This window comes from Vogesella sp. XCS3, assembly GCF_020616155.1.
Lineage (GTDB): Bacteria > Pseudomonadota > Gammaproteobacteria > Burkholderiales > Chromobacteriaceae > Vogesella.
This window is the reverse complement of sequence record NZ_CP085531.1, coordinates 82320-103155: the sequence shown is the minus strand read 5'-3', so window position 1 is coordinate 103155 and position 20836 is coordinate 82320. Positions and strand designations below refer to the sequence as shown.

The following is a 20836-nucleotide window of genomic DNA, read 5'->3' as shown; positions in this document are numbered from 1 at the left end:
CTCCTAGTGTCCAGCAATAGTGCCGACAGGTGCGCCTTGGCCAAGCTCACGCAAGCGCCCATCACGAATCATCTTCCCTTCCATCCCAGCCGATGACGCATGCAGCCTTTCAAAACGAAGTTGAGACTGAAATATCTGCAACTGCACTTCTGACGACAGCTGATGCAACATCGCACTGCATCCATTTGTCTGGCCTACGCTCAGTCCATCAACCACCTGAGGGGTAAACATCTGCACTGTGCTCATCAGCTGGTTGATTCGATCCTGGAACATCCAACCCTTCATGTAGCCGTCGTAGCTTTGCGTCACCACAGAGGTGTACTGCGCCCGCACGGCCAATTCCTCCTGAAAACCTGGTGTACCGGGCTGAGCCGTAAATGGAGGAGTGGGCTCAATCCCCAGTGTCAACCAGGCATTTCGCCGGACGTTTTCCTTATCATCGTCAGATGGTGGAACAGGCTTGCCTGAAACATCCAGCCTGGGGCCAATGACATATGGTTTCATGATCTCCGCCCTGCGATCAGCAGGGTAATTTGCCAACCAGCCGTAGACCGATACCGGCTTGTCACCGTAGAACAGCCACTCGGCCAAAGACCCGCGATCTTGAACGGCGAACTGCTCAATAACACGCTGATTCGAATTCATCCCTCCGGAAGTGCCAAACACGGAGGAGTCGATCTGCCGTGGATAGGATGGTAGCGGGGTACGACCCCAGATCAAATCACCCTCCTGTCTCTTCATTTCATTTTCGTATTCAGTTTTTTTACGATCTAACTTACCCTCTTCCTGCTTCTGTTCATTCTGATGAACATTGTTCATCCACTTCTGCCGCTGAGTGAGATACCAGCTCAAGAATGGACCGACATAAGGAATGCTTTTTACAGTCTCAGAAGAGATCTTTGTTGTAATATTTTCTTGGATAAAATTTCTAATCCATACCTTGAAGTAATCTTCAGCCTGTTGCTTAAAATAAACCTTAGCTTGATCCGTCAAGGACTGAACAAAAGAATCAGAACTGATATTATTCAAATATTGAATAATTGGATTGTTTGAATTGTAAGCAATATTACCACTCGACTGCGATGATGCCGATGAAAAATCATTACTCATTGCTTGTGAAATCTGCTGATTCGACATTTTATTTAATTCATCAACAGAATATTTTTGCATCAAATTTTGAATAAGAATGCCTTTTGTTTTACTCACAAGCTCATTGGCAATTGCATTAGGTTGCCCGTAATATCCAATACTTGCTGCCTCAGAAAGCGAAGAGGCAATCCAAGAAAAATTGCCGACTGCATCTTTGTAAATGGCAGACCCAACAGAGACCGGCAGACCATTTGCCTCATGGATCAGCTTGTCTATCTGCTGCTGAACATATTTCTGCTGTAGCAGAACATAGTTATTCAACACCAAACTCTCAGCCAGAGCGTCGAGTCGCTGCGCAAGATACGCGCTTGATTGCACAGAAGTGGCCGCCATCGCGTCTGCGCGGGCAACAGCAATCAGCGGGGCAATGCCAGGCACCATTTGGAAGCCGATGGCACAGGCTAGAGTCACCCCTCCTGCCTGCTGCCAAAACTTCGCTTTGCTGATACTCATAGAAATGGCCTTTATTTCTCGAAGCTCTGAACAGCTTGACCTTGTGTCAGCTTGCGCAGACGGTCTTTCATAGCCAATCGAGCATTGTTGGAGGCCATTACAGCCAACAACCGCTCCTGACGCAGAGCAGACTGGTATTGGCTCAATAGCAGGCCAGACTGGATAGCCAGCAGCTGTACCTGGGCCTTCATGGCAGTTCCAGGATTCATTCCCTCAACCGTCTCTTGGGACATCGAGAGAAGCACGTCCGAAATGGCTTTTACTTCTTCCGCCGACATATCGTATTGGCGATAACTGTCGTAAGCAGCAAGTTGCGCCGAGTTGTAGCCAATTCGGCGAGCCTCATACTCTTGTGCGGCTGCATTCTTGCCAACCTGATCAGACGAAGCCGGAATAGTCGGCTCAAGGCCGATAGTCAGTTTGGCGTTGTAATCCGCCATCTGCCTCTCCTTAGGTGTCGGCACATAGCCAGGCTCAAAAGACAGCGGCTGCATGACCTGACGCCGTTCATCAGCACTGGCTGCCTGATACCAGCCAGTCATGGCCCCGTAGTAACCCTGGATCGCGGTAGACTGATCCATGTTTCCAGCCATACTGCTTGTGATGGCTTGAAGCTTGGCAGTAGAGTCACGACGAGCAGCTACAGCAGCACCCGGTGAACCTGTTTTTTGCGCATCATTCGGCACGGTCCCCGGACTCGGCAGAGGCTTGCCGCACCAAAATTCACATTGTTGCTGACGATTTTTCTCTTCTTCCTCGCCAACTTTATCCCTGCTTTTTTGGCCTTCCTCTCGTGTAATTTCCCCCTGCTTCACCTGCGCTTCGAGCTGGGCATACCCCTGCTCAAGAATCTGCGTCACTACATTCAAGATTTTCCCGAAAATATCACTCCAGTCAGCAAACGCAGCCGTCGGGGCAAGGGCAAGCGCTCCACCTAGAACGATTACTGCTGCTTTTTTCTTAAAAGAAAAACTCATGAATTTCTTTCCGATACTCATTTCGTCAAACCTTTCACTTAATAGGGTTTGGTTTTGCGGCCAGGATCATCAAAACGCCACTCCTGAGGCAGCATCGGTGGCGGCTGGATAGGACAAGCTTCCCACTCAGGATCTGGCGCATCTGTATCTTGCGGCCACTGAACTGTCTGTGCTGGATCACCCGTCCCACTAGCCTCACCCTCCGTTTGCGCCGGAGATGCACCATCACAAAGTAGGCTGCTCGGCCCAACCGGAGGGAATGGGTTTTTATAGACTGGCGTGTGAGCCTCCCAGTGCAAGTGGGGCCCTGTACTCACCCCTCCGGTCATCCCGGAGTACCCGATCAGATCCCCCGTTTTGACCATTTGCCCATTCTTCACAGAGATTGAGTTCAGATGCAGATAACGGGTCAGGTAGCCGCTCGGATGCTGAATTGCGATGTAATTGCCGGCACCTGGTCGGTTAAACGCCACACTCTGAACAACACCATTAGCTGGCGCGTAAATTGGGGTGTTCGACGGCATCCCGATATCATCACCATAATGAGGGCGCGTAATGCCCAGCGTCGGGTGTTTACGAGCCCCAGTTGCATGATTGGTGATTCGCATCGGAACAGTGAAAGGTTTCGCAAAGCAAAAGCTAGCTTTCCCGCTGCTGGTAACTCCACCAGTACCTGCTGCGGCACCTGCCTTGAAAGACATACCGACAACCCCTGCGCTTCCGATCGCAATGGCTACAGTGGTCGCAACGAAATATGTGGTAAACGTCTTCATTTTTCGAGTGCATCCATTTTGTGCCATATCTCACGGCTAGCCTCAATGGCCACTCGGTACTGAACGTAGTAAGCCTCATCGACCTTGTCGTGCCTCAATCGAAGAAAGAGAGACTTACTCATCTCGTCCGCCATAACGGCACAGGCCGCATTGTCCGGCCGTTGCATTGCAGGGTCGAAGATATCCAGCCCTGTCGAAGTAACCGCCGCGACATAGTCGTATCGGTTGAACTTGATAGAGGCCAAATACGCATTGCGTTTGGATCTGGCGACTTCAGCTTGTTGTGCCAGCTTCAGCCACACGTTCTTCTGCCGTTTTGGATAACGTGACGACTTATGACACTTCAGTTTTGCCTCATCTTCATCTCCCCCCAATTCTGTACACCACGCAGACCCCGGCCCGGCCAGACGGTCAAATTTCAACCGCACGTCTAACCGTTCCTTCTCTTCCATTGGTGTGGTCTGGTAGTTGTACCGGAAGTAGTCCCCGGCCATTTTTTTGCAGCCCGCCTCAAACATGACCCCAGTCAGGGCCATGACTGCCTTTGTCCTACGGCCCCGGATGTTCGCCATCAGTGCATCCGCACCGTTGTCTTTCAGGAAAGTGACAAACGTTCCTTTGGGGTGAAATCGGACAACAGCATCCTTTGCAACATTTTCAACAGCCCTGGCAATGATCACCTCTGCCTGCGGACCTGAAATCTGGTCTGCGAGAGCTGAACTGGCAAATGCCAGCGGCAGAATTGCTAAGGCTAAAAAAGATGGCTTCACATCCGCACCTATCAGATAAATGTTTATCCAAGTATATATTAAATCAAACTTTTACAACAACACGAATGCAAAACCCGCCAATTAGCGGGTTACTTATCACCTACCCCAGTCACTTGAATAGCGTAAACAAGCTACTTAGTTCACTGGCCACCTACTTAGCCTTCCGGCCAAGCACCAGATCAGCAAGTCCAGTGCTCACGACGAAGGATATGATTTTTTTGCGGCACTCCTCATATCGATCACCACTCCTTCCTGGGTCGATATCATCTAGAGTGAAGTTGGCAAACATGTAGGCACCAACAGCATGGCAACATGCCATCACCACTTCATGCTGTATGCATTCATCAAACTGAAAGTCTGTTGCCTCATTGATCGCATGCTTGGCCATCATAAGACCCGGATTTTGTTCATCATCCGTTTTCGGATAGTAGGCGCATAGAATGCTGGCCAACAACTCATCGCTCGATCGCTCTCTTCGCTCTTTTGCTGCCACAACGACCAGCCCCTCCCCCTGATCACATAGGGAAAGATTGCAATCGAAAAGCTGAGCTGCATCAGAAATCAGGGTAACAGTCTGGTCACTATGGTATGACGCCTGATACGAGTCACCGATAACTTGCAACTGCGCTTTCAGCGCCCCCAAGATAACTTCCTCCTGCGGAAGACTTACGACAACAATTCTATTTGTACTCATGCCTCGTCATCCTTTCAGATTAATGTCTGCGTGATTACATTTTCGCATACGACATAAACAACTCCAAACAGCCCATATAAAAAACCCGCCATGCGGCGGGCCGGGTGCTCTCACTGTTGATTCGGCGACTCTTTTTGCTGTCGAACGCCTTTTCGACGAGGAGGGGGGGCCGGGATTAGCGCAGAGTTCAATGCTGCAATATCCATGAACTCGTGAAGCATATCCAAGCTGTGCGGCGTCGTATCCTGCTTTACAGCAACATTCTGGGCCTCAAGCTCGATCGCAGACCGCATGCAAGCCAGAATGTCGTCTTTGCCTTTTATCGCCGCATCAGCAGCGGCGTCGTCAAGCTTCGCCATGAGACGCTGAAGGATCATCAATGCGCTGTCACGATCTTGCTCCGCCTGCTTTTCGTAGGATTTCAGCAGATCATCCATCTCTCGCGCAATGATTTGCACTTGAGGCTCGGGTTTAACTTGCTTTCTCTCCCAGTGAGAGACTGCAACTTTACGCCGGCCAAAGAGTTGCGCAAACGAGTCCTGGTTGATCTGAAGGCGCAGGCGAAGCGTCGGCATATCGACCTGCCCGAACGGGAATCGCTCCGGATGCGCCGCATACCATCGTACCAAGTTAGCGATCGCTCCATCCACGGGCATTTCGGCATTTTTCTTCACAATCGTTGACCACCGACCATGGGTTTGTATCCCCAAGGCAGCCAATGCCTGGGCAACCGTCGCGCCAAAATAGTCCTTGAATGCATCAAGATCCTTACCCAGAATTGGCCGATCATCTGGAAACGTCAGCACGGCAGGGAGTCTGCTTTCCGGCGAAACATCCAGGCTATCACTTTGGCGGTCAGCCGGAATCAGAGATTCTTGTTGAGTCATTACAGCCCCAATACTTATATTGCAATAGATACCGCTCTAGAATGGTCGAAGTATACAGTATGGCATTCCGAACGACCCTTTAAACGTTGCTCCGACGACTGCCTGTACTACTCTTACCAGTAGGCTTGTAAGTTTTTTTGCAAGTCGGGTAGTTGGAACATCCATAGAACTTGCCAGTTGGCCCGTTACGAGGTGACAGTTTCCCACCGCACTCACACTTCGCGTCCACCTCCTCACGAGGCACTGGCTTACCGCCTTTATCGTCCATGAAGTGTCCGTTTGAACAAACCCAAAAGTGCGCAGCACTATCTTTCTTTTTGCGCCGCGTAGATTGCAACCCGCAACCCGGCGCAAGGCAAGCGACCGGCGCTAGCGCTCCTACTCCCTTCGGGATTTTCTTCAGCCCACGCCCGGCCTTCATCTCATCGAGCATTTTCACAACGAAGGCCTCAACCGTCTGCATAAACTGGGGCAACGGCAGCGTCTGGCTTTGCACACGTCCAAGTAGCTCTTCAAAGTAAGCTGACATGTCCGGCCTGAGCAGCTGATCAGGCAACGACTCGCATAACTCTCTGCCTTTTAGCGTGGTTTTGATGTTCTTATTTTTTCCTTTCCCGACCTCTTCCAAGTATCCCTTCTCAAAAAGTTCCTTGACCAGGTTGGCTCGGGTGGCCTCAGTCCCTATCCCCTGCACAGTCTTGAGCATCGTCTTCAGCTGCGGATTCTCGATATATCGATGTGCGTTCTGCATTGCATCAATCAAGTCAGGCTGAGTGAATGGCTTAGGCGGCGTAGTTCGCTTTGACAGTACGTCTCCCTTCCCCATCTTGCCTGGATCGCCCTGATTCATCTCCGGGAGCTTTACCGCTTTTTCATCTTCGGACTCTTCGGAGTTATCCCCTTTACTCCGGAAAAGTGCCTTCCACCCCGCCTGAATCTCGACAACGCCTTTTGCTGCAAAAAGCTCAGACTCAGACACCACCTCAACCTCTGTGGTCTCGAACAGACATTCCTGCATGAACTGCGCAAGGTAGTGCTGAACGATCATCTCATAAACCAATCGCTCGTCTTGACTCAACGCCGCAAGGGAGCGAACTTCAGATGTAGGAATAATCCCATGGTGAGCAGATATCTTTTTGTCATTCCAAGCGCGAGACTTCTTACCAGTGCTAAAACTGAATTTTGGGAAAGCATCACCAAAGTTTGAACGCAGCGCATCAAGAATGACTGGAGCATCAGCGAGCTGAGACTCGGGCAGATATGCACAGTCAGTCCGGGGGTACGTAGTAAGCTTGTACGTTTCATACAGCGACTGACAAATCTCCAGAACTTTTTCTGGCGCAAGACCAAAACGCCGGCCTGCTTTCTTCTGGATATCTGCCTGAGAAAACGGCAATGGCGCATTGCTCTTTCCCGGCTTGGTTTCTAACCTGGTGATTACGCCAGCCTTACCCGAAACCTTATTGATGGCATCCTTAACAAACTTCTGGTCCAAGACCCGGCCGGAATCATCGACTGGCACCCCTTGCGGCGGGCACCAGGTCACGTTGAAGCTACCATTCTCGTGCTGAAAAATGCATTCACCAACGAAGTAATCAACCGGCTTGAACCTGGCAATTGCCATCTCACGCTCGTAGACAAACCACAGCGCAGGCGTCTTTACCCTCCCGATATGCAGCGTTGTCCGGTTACCTCCTTGCTCCCAGAGCTTGGTCACGCCTCGGCTCATATTCATACCGATCAACCAATCAGAGCGCGCACGCCCCTCTGCCGCAAAACTGAAGCCCTTATACTGAGACTCTGGGACAATGTTTTCCATACCACGTTTAATACTCAGCGTGTCGAAAGCAGACAGCCAAAGGCGCTTGACGGGCAATCGATTATGCAGGTGCTCAAGCACCTCATCCACCAGCAGATTCCCTTCCCGATCAGCATCCCCGGCATGGACAACCTCATCAACCAAAGGAAGTAGTTGCTTAATGGCATCAACCTTTTGCTTGCCGTCCTTCCGCACGCGCTTTTTCCACTCTCCGGGAATCATAGGCAATACCCCGAGATCCCACTTCTTCCACTCCTGGCAATAATCTTCAGGCTCATACTGCTCCATCAGATGGCCAAGACAGGAAGCGACATAGTCTCCCGAGTTTGTCTGATAGAAGGCTGAGGTCTTCTTCGCAACACCAAGGAACTCGGCCACTGATTTTGCTGTGCTTGGTTTTTCCGTGATGATCAATCGTGCCATCAATTCCACCCTGGATAATCTTGCTTGAGCTTTGCCCAAATCTGCATGGCATGGGCTGCGTAAGCCCTAGCACGCCATGGAGTAGGACTGTGATATGAACCAATCCCCCCCTCCCAACTGCCTTTCCGCTGCACCTCACTACGGACTAGCCACGCGGCGACATGGGCGTTGACGCACGGGTCGTACAGCCTGGCTCGGTCTATACCATACGGGGCGAGCTTAGGAAGCCAAAAATCGTTCACCTGCCAGTAACCCCTGTCAGAGGTTCCATTACTATTACGACGGGTGACGTGAGGGTTTGTAAACTGGACGCCGGATTCCTTCACCTTGAGCGCCATAAGCAGCAAATAAGGAATCTCGAATCGCTTGGACGCATCCAAAGCACAATTGGCAGTCCTCACAACATCGAAGTGCTCGGGTGGGGCTTCCGCAAAAACGGACTCCGACGCGAGCGAGATGCTAAAAATCAGCATCAAAACTAATCTTTTCATCCCGGTCACTTGATAGATTAATGTGTGTTCTAGTATATATCTTATTAAACTTTTTGTCACAAAGACACAACAAGCATCCTTAAATGGAGTATAGGCACATGAACATCATCTCCCTACCCGCAGTTGGCATCGATATCGGTCGCTCTGGCATCAAGCTGGCCTACACGACCCCCGATGGCGCACAAGAGACGCTGCCGATTATTCCGGCCATTGCGTGCCGATCTCAGCTGCTGACTGACCATGACGAACGCGAGCGGGCCAAGCATGAAACGGTGACCCTCTCCAACGGAGAAGAATGGTGGTATGGCAACACTGCCCAGATTCACGGGCTGTCCGAGCCTGGCATTTTCTCAGAGTGGTCCAAAACGGACGAGTACGAGGCCCTGTTCCTAGGCGCAATCAACGAGCTTCGCCGCAGAGGTATTTCTGGCTCGATCCGCCTTGTTGGCGGGCTTCCGTCGGAAGCGACGGAGCAGCAGCGCACCGAAGTGGCCGAACTCTTTACCAGCCACCTACCTGAGGGCAGCAAGGTCCGCATCTTGCCTCAACCGGCCGGCGCATTCTTTAGCGTGGCTTCCACCAATCCGGAACTGAGTCAATCGGATGTCCGCGTCGCCGTCATGGATGTTGGCCGGTACAGTACCGATTACGCCCTAATTCAAGGTGGCCGCCCCGTAAGCGGAGCATTCTTCTCGGCGGAGGGTGTCCGCTTTATGGTCAAGCAGCTCGGCGCGCTTGTGCGCGAGAAAACTCAGGTAGAGCCGCCTTTCGAACGACTTGAGCGTGCTCTTCGCGAGAAGAAAATAGTGATCAATACCATCCCCCATGCAATCGAGGAGCAAGTTGCTTCTGTCTGCTCTGATTTCGGCAACGTGCAGCTCCGCAAATTCCAGGAACTGACCACCCGCGCCAAGGGGGCAATCGACTACGTCATCCTGGCCGGAGGTGGAGGCACATTCGTCCAGGATGCGCTCAGTCAGACTATCAACATCACCCCTGTGACCCACGGTCGCCACTCAATCGCAGTGGGGCTTATGATTGTGGCAAATCGCTTGTAGAATGCTCATCCTTCAATCGAAGAGCCGACCTTGTGTCGGCTTTTCGCATTTTTCAGTCACTCGATGCTGGCCGCATATCGAAGTCGATATTGCACAATTAATACTCGACTACACCATTATTCCTAACATTTCCACTAATTGTTGGAGGACTAGAGAGGGATACCCCTTGACAATTTCGGCCTTATCGGAAGGCCGGGATGAACAGCCAACATACGCACAACCGAGCCTTTGGAATCGTCTTACGAGACCTTCGAAGGAGAAAAGGATACTCGCAAGAGGAGCTTGGATTTGAAGCCGACCTCGCGAGAAATTACGTCTCTTTGATGGAGCTAGGCCAGCGCTCGCCTACGCTAGACACGATTGTATGCCTTTGCAATGCCCTTGGCATATCCCTCCCGGCCTTCGCTGCATTAATCCAAGCGAAGGTGGAAGAGATTGGACAAGAATCAGAAGCTTAAAGAGACCCTAGAGCACTACCGCAACCGTGTTTCCATCCTCAAGAAAGGGTACGCCCAAGAGCGTTACCGCATTGAGCAACTCAGCCGATCCTCTCTTGGCAACCTTATCACCAGAGAAATCACGAGCGTGGACGTTGCCACCTACCGCGACCAACGCCTTGCCCAGATAAATCCAAAAACAAATAAAAACATCTCAGCGGCCACTGTCCGCCTAGAAATGTCTTTGCTCAGCAACTGCCTGGACATCGCACGCATAGAGTGGGGTGTTTGCGATAGCAATCCGGTAAAGAACGTCAAGAAGCCCAAAACTCCGCCAGGGCGCGATCGCCGGCTAACAGCACGAGAAGAGCGTCTGATTCTTCGCTACTGCCACAACCATTCAAACCCCGAATTGTACTCGATCGTAATCCTGGCACTGGAGACGGCCATGCGGCAAGGCGAGATTCTCAAGCTGGAGTGGGAGCATATAAACCTGAAGACACGCATAGCCCATCTCCCCGAGACAAAGAACGGGACCAAGCGCGATGTACCCCTGTCAGTACGGGCCAGGGACGCCCTAATCCGCCTTGGCGCTAAAACCAAAGGTAGGGCCCTCTCCTATTCTTCAAACGGGCTGAAGAGCACGTGGCGTTTTATGCTGATCAAGCTGGGAATCGAAGATCTTCACTTCCATGACTTAAGACACGAGTCGATAAGTCGCCTGGTCGAGCTTGGAACTTTGGACCTTCTTGAGGTGGCGGCAATCAGTGGCCACAAATCACTGTCGATGCTCAAGCGATATACCCATCTTCGTGCTCAGCGTCTCGTGAGAAAACTAGAAGGGAACAAACACAAAGGTAAGCAAGCGGTCCTCGACAATCTGATCCCTTATCCGGCCAGTATCGAAGAACACCCAACACACATCGAAGTACGCCTGCTAGATTTCGAAGGCCTTGTCATGCATGCGCCATCGAGAGAGAACGCCATCCAGGCCGCACAAGACACTTTGCTCCGAAAAATACTCACATCTATGCGCGACGCAAAACCAATTCCTCAACCAGATCAATACCTTGACCCAGTTGATGAAGCAAAGGTGGTGATGATCGACCCGCTTGCCAGTCAGTACGCTTAACACTTTATTTTAAAGAAAGTATCAACCTGAATACAGATAGATGAATGATTTAAAACGTCATTTTGCCAATCCGGTAGCTGGGCAAAATCATTTTCGATGGAGACTGCTCGTACAGTAACAAGCACTTTTGGCAATGTCTGGAATGGTTTTCCAGATGCCGGTGTGGCATGGTGTTCGCCGGATGAAGTCGTGGTTTCTGGTGGTGGCATGTGCCAAGATGCAATTAACGGTAAATTGACCGCATCCGCACCAATCAAAGCAGGAACCCAATGGTGGGGCGTACAGATAGCCCCAGCAGATGGTTGGATCGTAAATTGCTATGGCGCTGGAACTGATACACCTGCAGCTGCTATCTCATACTGTGTTAAACGAAAATAGCGTATCTATTCTCATCTTGCCAATCCGGTGGTTGGACGACCCTGGTGCCTAACGCTGATTTTTATGGGACAAGTTATTACGCTACGTCTACTTATGTATGCGAAGACAAAATCGGTTGGGTGAGCTTAGTAACTACAGAAAAGAAGGGCTTTGTTGCACAAATCAGTGCTTGCGTCCGTCCGGTAGAATGACCGCATGAGCAAGCCCCTTCCTCCCAAGTACCAAACCATCAACTGGCAGTCATACAACCAGTCCCTCAAGCAACGAGGGCAGCTCCTTCTCTGGCTCGACAAAGGCATGAACTGGTTGGCACCGGCTACCGGCAGGCGGGGACGGCAGCTAACTTTTTCTGATGCTGCCATCCAGTTCTGTCTCACCATCAAATGCCTCTTTGGCCTGGCGCTACGGCAAGCCACAGGTATGGTCGAAAGTATGTTGCGCCTGGCTGGCCTTGACTGGGCCGTCCCCGACTTCAGCACGCTTTCCCGCCGCCAGAAAGACCTGCAAGTCCGCATCCCGGTACAGAAAAAGCAAGGTTGTCTGCATCTCTTGGTGGATAGCACCGGCATCAAGATGATGGGTGAAGGCGAGTGGAAGGTGAAAAAGCATGGCGCTGATTACCGCCGCCAATGGCGCAAGCTGCATCTGGGCATAGATGCGCAAACGCTGGAAATCCGGGCAATGGAAGTGACCGACAATCGCACTGGAGATGCCACGATGCTGCCAGAGCTGCTATCGCAAATTCCGGCGGGAGAGGGACTGGTAACCGTCACCACGGATGGGGCGTACGACACACGCCTATGTTACGCAGCGATTGCAGAGCGTGGGGCGGCAGCCATCATTCCCCCACGTCGAAATGGCCAATTCTGGAAAGGGAATTTACGGGGCAATCAGGCTCGCAATGAGTCGCTACGAGCGGTGAAGTATCTGGGGCGCGCGCTCTGGAAAAAGTGGAGTGGCTACCATCGCCGCAGCTTGGTCGAAACGAAGATGCACTGTTTCAAATTGCTGGCAGATCGGGTTAAGTCACGGGACTTTGACCGGCAAGTAGCGGAGCTTCAAATCTGTGCAGCGATTCTGAATCGCTTCACAGCACTGGGCACGCCGCAAACGGTCCGTATGGGATAAATCCGTCTGGGGATTGGGGTAGTTCGACCTACGGCTGATTTGTGCAACAAAGCCGAAAAGAAGTATAAGTTCTGTGCAATCTCTTATCTCGGCAATTCTAACAGTGGTGGTGATGCAGCGGTAAGACGGAATGCTGATGGAACATGGTCTTTGCTAGCTTTTGCTCACAACGGCAGCCTTGGTCCATGCGTTAATCCAGGTATGCTGTGCATTTAGTTTGCCAATCCGGTAGCTGGGCACGGCCCCCAGTTCCCACAGCCTATAATGATTCTTTTGATGGATCGGGGTTCGTAGTCGGGCCAAATTTGTGCTCATACGCCAGCGTACCGCAAAGAACATACAATCTGATTTTGTCGAAAAAATCGCTGGTATTCATGTCATTGATAGCCAGCAACACAACAAATCCACCATTCGCAGGGGCGAGTTACAATGGTAAAGTTTGTGGCTTTAATTATAATGCGACTACAAATTCAACGACGTCCGCCAGTTGCGCGTTCATTCTCCCATCAGGTACGCATAAATTTAGTTTCTGCGTGAACTCAAATTCGATAGATGTAAGTGGCTCGTTTGTAGTGCTTCCAAATGAATAGGATTTTGCCAATCCGGTAGCTGGTCAAAGCAATCAAAAGTTACATACATAGTGACAACTGTCGGTGCTATATCAGATTCAACTTCATCTATTGAGCCGGGTCTATGTGGGGATACTCATAGCCCGACAGATTTCTCTAAAGGATGGGCGGGACCAGTTGGATGGATGATGGCTTGCGGCAGTCGTTACTGTATAAACAACGGCTATAAAGGAGGTATGGTTCAAGAGATTTGGGGGCCATACTCTTATAGCCCATCAACAGCCGCATGTTTCTGAAAAATTCTATTTTGCCAATCCGGTAGCTGGGCAAAAATTTTTCATGTCTCCCAGCCCACCATCCGAGACGATGGTCTTTATGGCACAGATGCTGACTTCCAACCATGCGCTAGCGATGAAATCGTAATTGGTGGAGGTGGTTCTTGCATGGAACCTGATAGAGCATGGGTACATGACTCGTTTCCGGATCAAATTAATAACGGATGGATTGTTAACTGCTTTGGGCGAAACGCATTTGACTGGTCTATCATGCAAGATACGAGAGCACGTGCATTTGCAGTATGCTTAAAAAAACAATGAGATTGCCAATCCAATGGCTGTGGCAGCGATGGAGGGGCGCGGTTCTTGATTACTGAAACCGGTTCGCCAGTCGGCTGCAAATACACAAGGTACGTTTATCAATGTAACAACGGAACCATATCTTATGCGGACGTGAAAACATCTAATAGTTGCTAAATTCTTTTTGCAATAAAAGCCCGATCTCGGGCTTTTATTTTTTCCAGATTAGATATCAGAATGGCGGAAATTATTCATTAGGAAGAACAGTTATTGCCCCCTTCAGCCACGAAACACTTGGTGAAGTGCAAAATCCGAAAGAATGAACTCCGGGAGGTAGTACAAAAGAGCAGCTTGCCGAAGTTGTGGACATCGATGCTCCTCCGCCATTCCAATAATCATACCCGCACAAAGAACCGTTATACCCGATTCCCGTAATGGAGCCGGGGCCAGGTTGCTGACTGGTCATCGACATAAATACTAATGAGCGCTTAGAGAGATTTAGCAGATAACTGCGTTGAGGCAGGTCTGCCCCTGAGCAAAGATTAGGACCTGAATTGAAATCGGACGTGTCAAATGTGTCAGTGTATGCGGATGCGATTGGTTGCTTTGACCAGCTACCGGATTGGCAAAAGACCTAGGAGAGCAGTAGCGATGCCACCAACGCCGGGATGGCCATTACAGTCATAGTACCAGCCATTATCGCTCGCTATGTATCCCCACTGGAAACGCTGCATTATAAGGAAAGACGATTGCGTTGAACTTGGCCAAAAGATGACACACCACCACAAATTATCATCATTGCTTAAAAGGCATGCGCAATATGAGGAGATACTTATAACTTTGTCATTTTTCCAGCGACCGGTTGGCAAATGACTATAGAGAATCAACAAGAATGCTATGGGCGATGCATACCATGGGAAGCTGAAACATCTGATAGATGGCAATAATTTATTTCGGAGCCACTGCTATTGCCAGAGCAGGTAACTGCAAAAGCAGCATTGGGAAATGGCTTTGTATAGGTTGCGTATCCTGCAGTCCCATTCAAGTAACCCCATTGAATTACTAAACCACTTGGAAGCTCAGTATAGCCGTTTAGTGCCTTTGCGGCATTGTCGCCTCCGCCAATCTTAGCCCAGCGACCGGATTGGCAAAACTATTTCTGGGGAATAACCGTTATTGACCCATTGGATATGTTAGTAGCAGCGCAAAATTGAAATTGATGAACTCCAGCTGGTAAAGATAGCGTACAAGTTGACGATGCAGTTGATCCGGGGCTCCCCTCATTAGCATTAAATCCGCAAATCTTACCATTTTGACTAATGCCCGCAAAACTAAAGCCATAACCGAGATTACTATTCAGGAATGACATTAGTACAAGGCTGTCTTTGGAAAGATTTAGAGAGTATGTTTTTTGCCATGTTGGGCTTGCGCTGCAAATATTAACTCCTGAAATCATTTCTGAGCCATCAAAGCTGTCAGTGTAAAGTGCAGGCAGCGGTTGCTTGCTCCCAGCTACCGGATTGGCAAGAAAGTGTTAAGCCTGCCGCGTCCTTAGCGATGGCTCCAGAGGCATAGCCAGCGCATGAAGTCCCTTCAACCACCTCCTTATTCGGCGTCAGCACATCGCCAGAGACCACTCCCCCAGCAGTCACATTCTGGCCGGCAGTTACATGCCTGGCCGCCGTAACGTCCACGCCTGCGGCCACATTACCGCCAGCAGTTACTGTCCCCGTGCCGTTGAAGTCCTTAGCGTTGTTGATACTATTGGCCCCCATATCCAAGTTGCCCGTCATGGATTTGGTGCCATCTCGGCGCAAGAACTCGTCGAAGTCAGCACGGATATACCCACCCCGTACCGCAACAATCCCGCCTGGCGTGCCTGCAACTGGATTAGGGATCGTCTGCGGTGCTCCGGCAGGACTTTGGAAGGTCAGGTTCGCATTGTTCGGCGAAAAAGAGGCTCCACCATTGATCCCGATAGTCTGTACGGCCGCAGCGGCCGCCATGTAATCGATGTTGTCAGCAGCTCCCGGATAAGGCATCACCAACGGCTTGTCGATGTAAGTAAGGGAGTTAACATTGCACGTTGCTTGGATGGCGCACGAGCTGCCAGGGCTGAGAACAATTTTATAGCTCGCACCGGGAATTGATGGGGTTGCCCCCAACCCAGACATCCCTGCAATCTTGATGATCTCAGCAGCAGTCGGTTGCAATGCGTTATTGACAATGACAGTCCCACCGCTATCGGTGACCTGTGTAGCACCACCGAACATAGCCGCGACGATTTGAGGGTGATACTGGGTAACAAAACTATTCACCCCCTTACCCAGCTCAGCAAGCGCACCGCCAACGATCTGGCCGCGAGTTACTCGCCAGTCGTTGATCTGTTTCAAACCAAAATAGGCCAACACCATGCCGATTGCCACGGTAGCAATGACCAAACCGATCAGAATCTCGCCAGCTTGCTTCTTACGCATCACACACCTCTGCCCTGTACGTTTTTACGCCGCTGCAGCTCGATTTCACCGTCAAGCCGTGCGTACTCCCCTTTACTGATATATTGGGATAAATCTTTACGATCGCGAAGATCCAGAGACAGAACCTGAGGTATCCCGTTATCAAGCCGCTGATGGAATGACATACGGAGAGCATCCGCAATGAACTCGTCGGCCTGCGACTCACCTCCGGCCCTAGCTAAGGCGGCAAGGCGACGCAGCCCGGAAGGAATGTCGCGAGAGTGGATCGTAGAAAGAACCAAGTGCCCGTCCACTGCAATACGAAGCAGCTCTGCAGCACTATGTCCATCACGAACCTCTCCAATCATCAACATGGAACGGTCCCTGGCAGGGAAAGAGCGCAACGCAGATGTGATGGCCTCCGCGTAGCGTCGGTCAAAATTGAATTCCATACCTGAGGGCGACTCACCAACATCGATCTGGGTGCAGTACCCTGCACCATGCCAACCTTCAATTACGATCTCAATCGGGTCTTCCACCGTCTGGGCGAAACCGCCAAATTGCTCCAACCTCGACACGACCATGCCATTCATGGAAGTGGTTTTCCCGGAGCCGGTAAGCCCTGAAAACAACACGAGTCCACCACTTTTACGCAGCTCATCAGAGAGCATCATGTTGGCGTGGCACTCCAGCAACTTCAGCTCACCGAGCTTTGGCGCACGATTCATCACCAACCGGCACGAGTATCGGTATTGCTGTATGCGCTGAACACGCCAGCGCATACCCTGGACGGTGACTGGAAACGAAGTTCGCCGACCAACAGCCTGCTGCTCAGTAAGCACTACCTCGGTCAACTTGGTCAGAAAACCTTTAAATCCCTCACCCGGCTTGATCTGCCCAGGAAACAAGACGGACTGCTGCCAGTCACGGACATGCAACTGAACGTCAGTTAAAACTTGCTGCTGTTGACTCATGACCACTCATCCCCACAAAAAAGCCCGCCCCCAGTCTGAGTGGTGGCGGGCTTTTGGCGAATTAACGAACAAATTCGTACTTGATGTTTACGGTTGCGGCAGCATTGCACGCAGTGCCCAGTGCAGTGGCAGTCAAAGCAGTGCCCGCCGTAATGTCTTTTACAACGGTTGTGCCGATAGTGATTTTTGCGAACATCGCCTGCACGTTAGGAACAAGCTTGGCGCACGCATCACTATTGTAACCGGACGAGGTAACAGCAATACCGTCATTGGTGCCATACAAGTTCGACAAGCCCCACGTAACAGTGCCACCGAAGCGGTTCATAATGTTTGTGCCGGAAATTCGATCAGGCGGCGGGAGCTTAAGGTTGATCGCGGCAGCTGCATTGAGACCCGTCAGGTCTGCACCAGAACCCGACACGCGAGCGGCATTCGAAACGGATTGCTGTATATCACCAGTCTCAGCATTCACCTTGATGTTGGTCATCACAGTCGGGACGGCCAGGAAGGCGATCGCCATGATGAATGCAATGATGGCAACAGCCACAGAAATCTGGACAAGGTCAAAACCGGCCTGCTTCTTGAGCGAAGAACGCTTAGCAGACTTAAACGCGATGCGAGAGATTTTCATAAAAACTCCAACCGTTGGAAATTAAGAAATGTTGCTTATAATTGATACTATAACAAACTTTTTTGTGTTCTTGCAAAGAATTACATCATCCCGCCATTCATCTGCTGCTGAATTTGATTGCCCGACTCAAGGGCTGTTAGGAACATGCCCGCAACAGTCAGCAGAATGAAACCACCAACAACAACGATAAGGATGTTTCTGATCAAAGTCGATCGCTCGCTGATCATTTCAGCAATCTCCTCAATCGTTCCAAGGCCAATCTTGCGGATACCGTCCTCAAAGCTACTTCGCTCGGCGTACTCAGTGATTCGGTCGAATATTTCTTCAGAGAACAGTCCAGTGTCCAATGCCGCCAGGATGCTCCTGTTGCCGGTCAACGAAAGACGAATTCTAGCCAGATGCCAACGCATCCAGGGCGTCGCACCCTGCTCTAACAAACAAACCGCATCAAAAGTGGCCGTATTGGCCTGAGACATAGCCGCGAGAGACACCAGGAATTCACTTGCTTTCAGGTCACGGTAAATCGAATACGGCACATGTCGGTCAAGCTTGTTCCGCATCGCTCCAGTCCATCGCTGGAGAGACCAGAAGTACCCCGTAAGCAAAATTGCCGGCAAGCCATAAATCACGAACCAGAAATCCCGAATAAGACCGGACATCCAGTAAAGCACCTTCCCAATAAGCGGGAATTTCGCTGGGGGCATGATCTGTTCCATGATCGGCATCATCCCCATGGCAACCCCGAGTTGCACACCCGTCATCAAAATCAGAAGAAATACCGGCAATGCAACAGCCACTTTGACAGCCTTAGCATTGCGCTCACGAATCTTGACCACCCTGGCTAAGAAGCGGAGCGCCTCAGGCAAATCGCCCCGTTCGCCAGAACCGATCACCATAAGATCGTCAGCTGGGATCGTCCCATTCCAGGTATCCTTGAGATTCATGGAGGCAGCTCGATCGCGCCACAGGGCAAACAGCGGGGCCAAAGTATTGCCTCGGTCACGAGCCGTAGCATGCTTCTTCGCAAACAGCTCATACGGATTGGCACCATCTTCGATCGAATCGGCCAAGTCACTGTAGAACTTGGCCCGCAACTTCAGAAACTTTCTGACTGCCTTGGCCAACCCGACATACTGCTGACTGCGAGACTCTGACACTCCCATAAGACGTTTGAGTTTTTCCAGCATTACATCCCTCCCCCGATTACGCGGTAATCAACTACGCCAGCCTGCACAGCATTCAGCAATTTGGAGCTGATTCGCTGATCATTGCGAAGTCCTTTTTCAACCAGATCCGAGAGCATCGTCGCCCCGATTTCTTTCTGAAATACTCGACTGTCCCATACCTCACTCAACCATACTTCCCCGGCATACCCATTGCCGCAACACGGATCTTGAACATTGCGAGTACGAACTGTTTCGAATCTAGCGCCACGAAAGTCACTCACAACTTCCGTCAGCTCACGCGCAGCTTGGTCAGCATCGACAGGCAACGCGCATACAGGGCACAAGCCCGGCACACGCACTACACTTACCCCCATTACAACCCGACCTCTCGCCCACTCCGGATCTTCGCCGAAGATGAACATAAGCGCTGACTCCGGAGACGCTTTTTTTGCTGGGTAGACCGCGATAACAGGAGAAGCAAATTGCCGGAGAACCTCTGCGCGAGGATTCACCAGGACAGTCGCTACGCCATCAATCGAATTCCCCTGCTCTTGAACAACTGGAACCCCGCGATGCCAAGCAGCAGCCACGAGAGAAGCAGTCATTTGGTACGCCAGTTCACCCGCTACAAACACGATCGCCCCCGGACGGGAAAACTCTGCCATCAGGCGATCTATCGTGACTTGATCATTGAGGCCGAAGGCTGACAGCGGAGCTGTCTTGCCGTTCCTCTCCTCCCCAACACCAAAATCACACACCCACACCCCATCACTAGATGTGTTCATAAACAGCGTAGAAGAACCAGCCGCGCTCTTCACCTCTTCTTCACCCAATGCCACAATCGCCTCTGTGCCATACACTGACTCTTGTAAAATCAAACGGCGGCCGTTTCCGATGGGGGCCGCATAAGCACGCGATGCATCGCTGACGGATAGCGCATAGATAGCATCACCAGAAACCACAATCTCCGGCCAAACAAACCGGCGAACCGCCCAGCGGTATTCGTGGGAAGACAGGACGGCTACAAAGAAAGATTTCCCTGCAGCATCCAGGCTATTGCAAATGGTCTTAACGGCAGAAGCAGCTACAAGTGAGGAGCCATCCACGACGATCAGCGCATTTGTCTTACGGCTATCGCCTTTTAGGAAGAAATATCCATCTCGGCCAAGACGGTCACCCTGCCGAGTACCTTCCGGCAAATCAGTCCGAGCGCTAATTGAGAGCGAGGCAAGCTCGGAAAACTCAACGTAAACTGCTGGCACAGACCAGTGGGACACGACTTGCTTTGCATAAGCTACGTCGTCAATCAAGCCGAGAGCATCAATACCTTGAAAAACATCAAACAGACTTTCGCCAAGAAAACCCAGCTGAATTGCAGAGCGCGCCCAATCTGGCAGTAGCGCATTCTCACTCCCTTGATCAATCGCCTTTAGCCCCCCATTAGAATGAAGTCCAACAGATGCGATATCTACTGAGTAGCCCATGTCGAACGATTCAGTAGTTTCAGCTCCCTCACCACGTGCCTCCTGGGCAACCCGCTGAAAAAGAGCCATCCGATCTGGCGAAACCCCCTGTTCCTGACGGACGAGGCGAGCGGGCGACGCACCAAAACTTATATCGCCGTTCCCCTCTTCTACATCACCAAAAACCACACCACGCTCATTCTCGACAGCAGAAATCGCCTCTACCTTTTGTACAAAACTCTCGCCGGCATCAATAGAAACCAAAACATCAACATTCACGCCAAAGTTACCAGCCCAGCCGTCAAGGGATTCCGGGTTACTGGTGGCGTCCACTTCGCCTAGAGAAGCACTCTCAGCGAAACGCGCCTTATCTTCAGGTGGAGAAGAACGACGAAAACGAGACAATAAATTCTTGAATGCATCTTCAGACATG

Annotated in this window: 17 protein-coding genes; 4 read left to right on the top strand and 13 right to left on the bottom strand. The window is 51.1% G+C overall.

The genetic code is table 11. The annotated features are described in order from the left end of the window. Positions 1–3: 3 nt before the first annotated feature. The 8 genes from LCH97_RS18355 to LCH97_RS18920 form a co-directional block, all read right to left on the bottom strand. Positions 4–1602: a hypothetical protein gene (locus LCH97_RS18355; RefSeq protein ID WP_227305509.1), complete on the bottom strand. Its 1599-nt coding sequence runs from the start codon at positions 1600–1602 to the stop codon at positions 4–6. Between the two features lie 11 nt (positions 1603–1613). Then, positions 1614–2579 carry a hypothetical protein gene (locus LCH97_RS18350; protein ID WP_227305507.1) on the bottom strand — a complete coding sequence of 322 codons (966 nt, stop codon included), beginning with the start codon at positions 2577–2579 and terminating at the stop codon, positions 1614–1616. A gap of 38 nt (positions 2580–2617) precedes the next feature. Beyond that, complete coding sequence (locus LCH97_RS18820) at positions 2618–3352, bottom strand: M23 family metallopeptidase (RefSeq protein WP_304956734.1); 735 nt, start codon at positions 3350–3352, stop codon at positions 2618–2620. Beyond that, the gene (locus LCH97_RS18340) at positions 3349–4122 is read right to left on the bottom strand and encodes a hypothetical protein (RefSeq protein ID WP_227305505.1); all 774 of its coding nucleotides are present in this window, start codon (positions 4120–4122) and stop codon (positions 3349–3351) included. Before LCH97_RS18340 ends, LCH97_RS18820 begins: the two co-directional genes overlap by 4 nt. A gap of 151 nt (positions 4123–4273) precedes the next feature. Next, entirely contained in the window at positions 4274–4816 is a 543-nt protein-coding gene (locus LCH97_RS18335) for a hypothetical protein (protein WP_227305503.1), read from the bottom strand. A gap of 110 nt (positions 4817–4926) precedes the next feature. Continuing rightward, positions 4927–5703 carry a hypothetical protein gene (locus LCH97_RS18330; RefSeq protein WP_227305501.1) on the bottom strand — a complete coding sequence of 259 codons (777 nt, stop codon included), beginning with the start codon at positions 5701–5703 and terminating at the stop codon, positions 4927–4929. Between the two features lie 79 nt (positions 5704–5782). Further along, entirely contained in the window at positions 5783–7945 is a 2163-nt protein-coding gene (locus LCH97_RS18325; protein WP_227305499.1) for a DNA topoisomerase 3, read from the bottom strand. Beyond that, entirely contained in the window at positions 7945–8283 is a 339-nt protein-coding gene (locus LCH97_RS18920; RefSeq protein ID WP_370630742.1) for a lytic transglycosylase domain-containing protein, read from the bottom strand. The genes LCH97_RS18325 and LCH97_RS18920 overlap by 1 nt, the downstream gene beginning before the upstream one ends. A 251-nt stretch (positions 8284–8534) precedes the next feature. Here LCH97_RS18920 and LCH97_RS18315 point away from each other — a divergent pair, with 251 nt between their 5' ends. The 4 genes from LCH97_RS18315 to LCH97_RS18300 all read left to right on the top strand — a co-directional run bounded on the left by LCH97_RS18315 (position 8535) and on the right by LCH97_RS18300 (position 12569). Then, positions 8535–9494 (top strand): ParM/StbA family protein, encoded by a 960-nt coding sequence (locus LCH97_RS18315; RefSeq protein WP_227305497.1) that lies wholly within the window; start codon positions 8535–8537, stop codon positions 9492–9494. A gap of 197 nt (positions 9495–9691) precedes the next feature. Next, complete coding sequence (locus LCH97_RS18310; protein ID WP_227305495.1) at positions 9692–9952, top strand: helix-turn-helix domain-containing protein; 261 nt, start codon at positions 9692–9694, stop codon at positions 9950–9952. After that, a complete protein-coding gene (locus LCH97_RS18305) occupies positions 9930–11063 on the top strand; it encodes a site-specific integrase (protein ID WP_227305493.1) in 1134 nt (377 codons plus the stop codon). The genes LCH97_RS18310 and LCH97_RS18305 overlap by 23 nt, the downstream gene beginning before the upstream one ends. A 573-nt stretch (positions 11064–11636) precedes the next feature. Beyond that, positions 11637–12569, top strand: a complete 933-nt coding sequence (locus LCH97_RS18300; RefSeq protein WP_227301451.1) for an IS5 family transposase — start codon at positions 11637–11639, stop codon at positions 12567–12569. Positions 12570–15188: 2619 nt separating this feature from the next. Here the strand turns inward: LCH97_RS18300 and LCH97_RS18295 are convergent. The 5 genes from LCH97_RS18295 to LCH97_RS18275 all read right to left on the bottom strand — a co-directional run bounded on the left by LCH97_RS18295 (position 15189) and on the right by LCH97_RS18275 (position 20835). Beyond that, positions 15189–16190, bottom strand: coding sequence for a hypothetical protein (locus LCH97_RS18295; RefSeq protein WP_227305491.1), 1002 nt, complete (start codon positions 16188–16190; stop codon positions 15189–15191). Next, a complete protein-coding gene (locus LCH97_RS18290) occupies positions 16190–17143 on the bottom strand; it encodes an ATPase, T2SS/T4P/T4SS family (protein WP_227305489.1) in 954 nt (317 codons plus the stop codon). Before LCH97_RS18290 ends, LCH97_RS18295 begins: the two co-directional genes overlap by 1 nt. 61 nt (positions 17144–17204) lie before the next feature. Then, positions 17205–17774, bottom strand: coding sequence for a type 4 pilus major pilin (locus LCH97_RS18285; protein ID WP_227305487.1), 570 nt, complete (start codon positions 17772–17774; stop codon positions 17205–17207). A gap of 80 nt (positions 17775–17854) precedes the next feature. After that, positions 17855–18961 carry a hypothetical protein gene (locus LCH97_RS18280; RefSeq protein ID WP_227305485.1) on the bottom strand — a complete coding sequence of 369 codons (1107 nt, stop codon included), beginning with the start codon at positions 18959–18961 and terminating at the stop codon, positions 17855–17857. Further along, on the bottom strand, positions 18961–20835 hold the full coding sequence (locus LCH97_RS18275; protein WP_227305482.1) for a hypothetical protein: 1875 nt from the start codon (positions 20833–20835) through the stop codon (positions 18961–18963). Before LCH97_RS18275 ends, LCH97_RS18280 begins: the two co-directional genes overlap by 1 nt. Position 20836 lies beyond the last annotated feature (1 nt).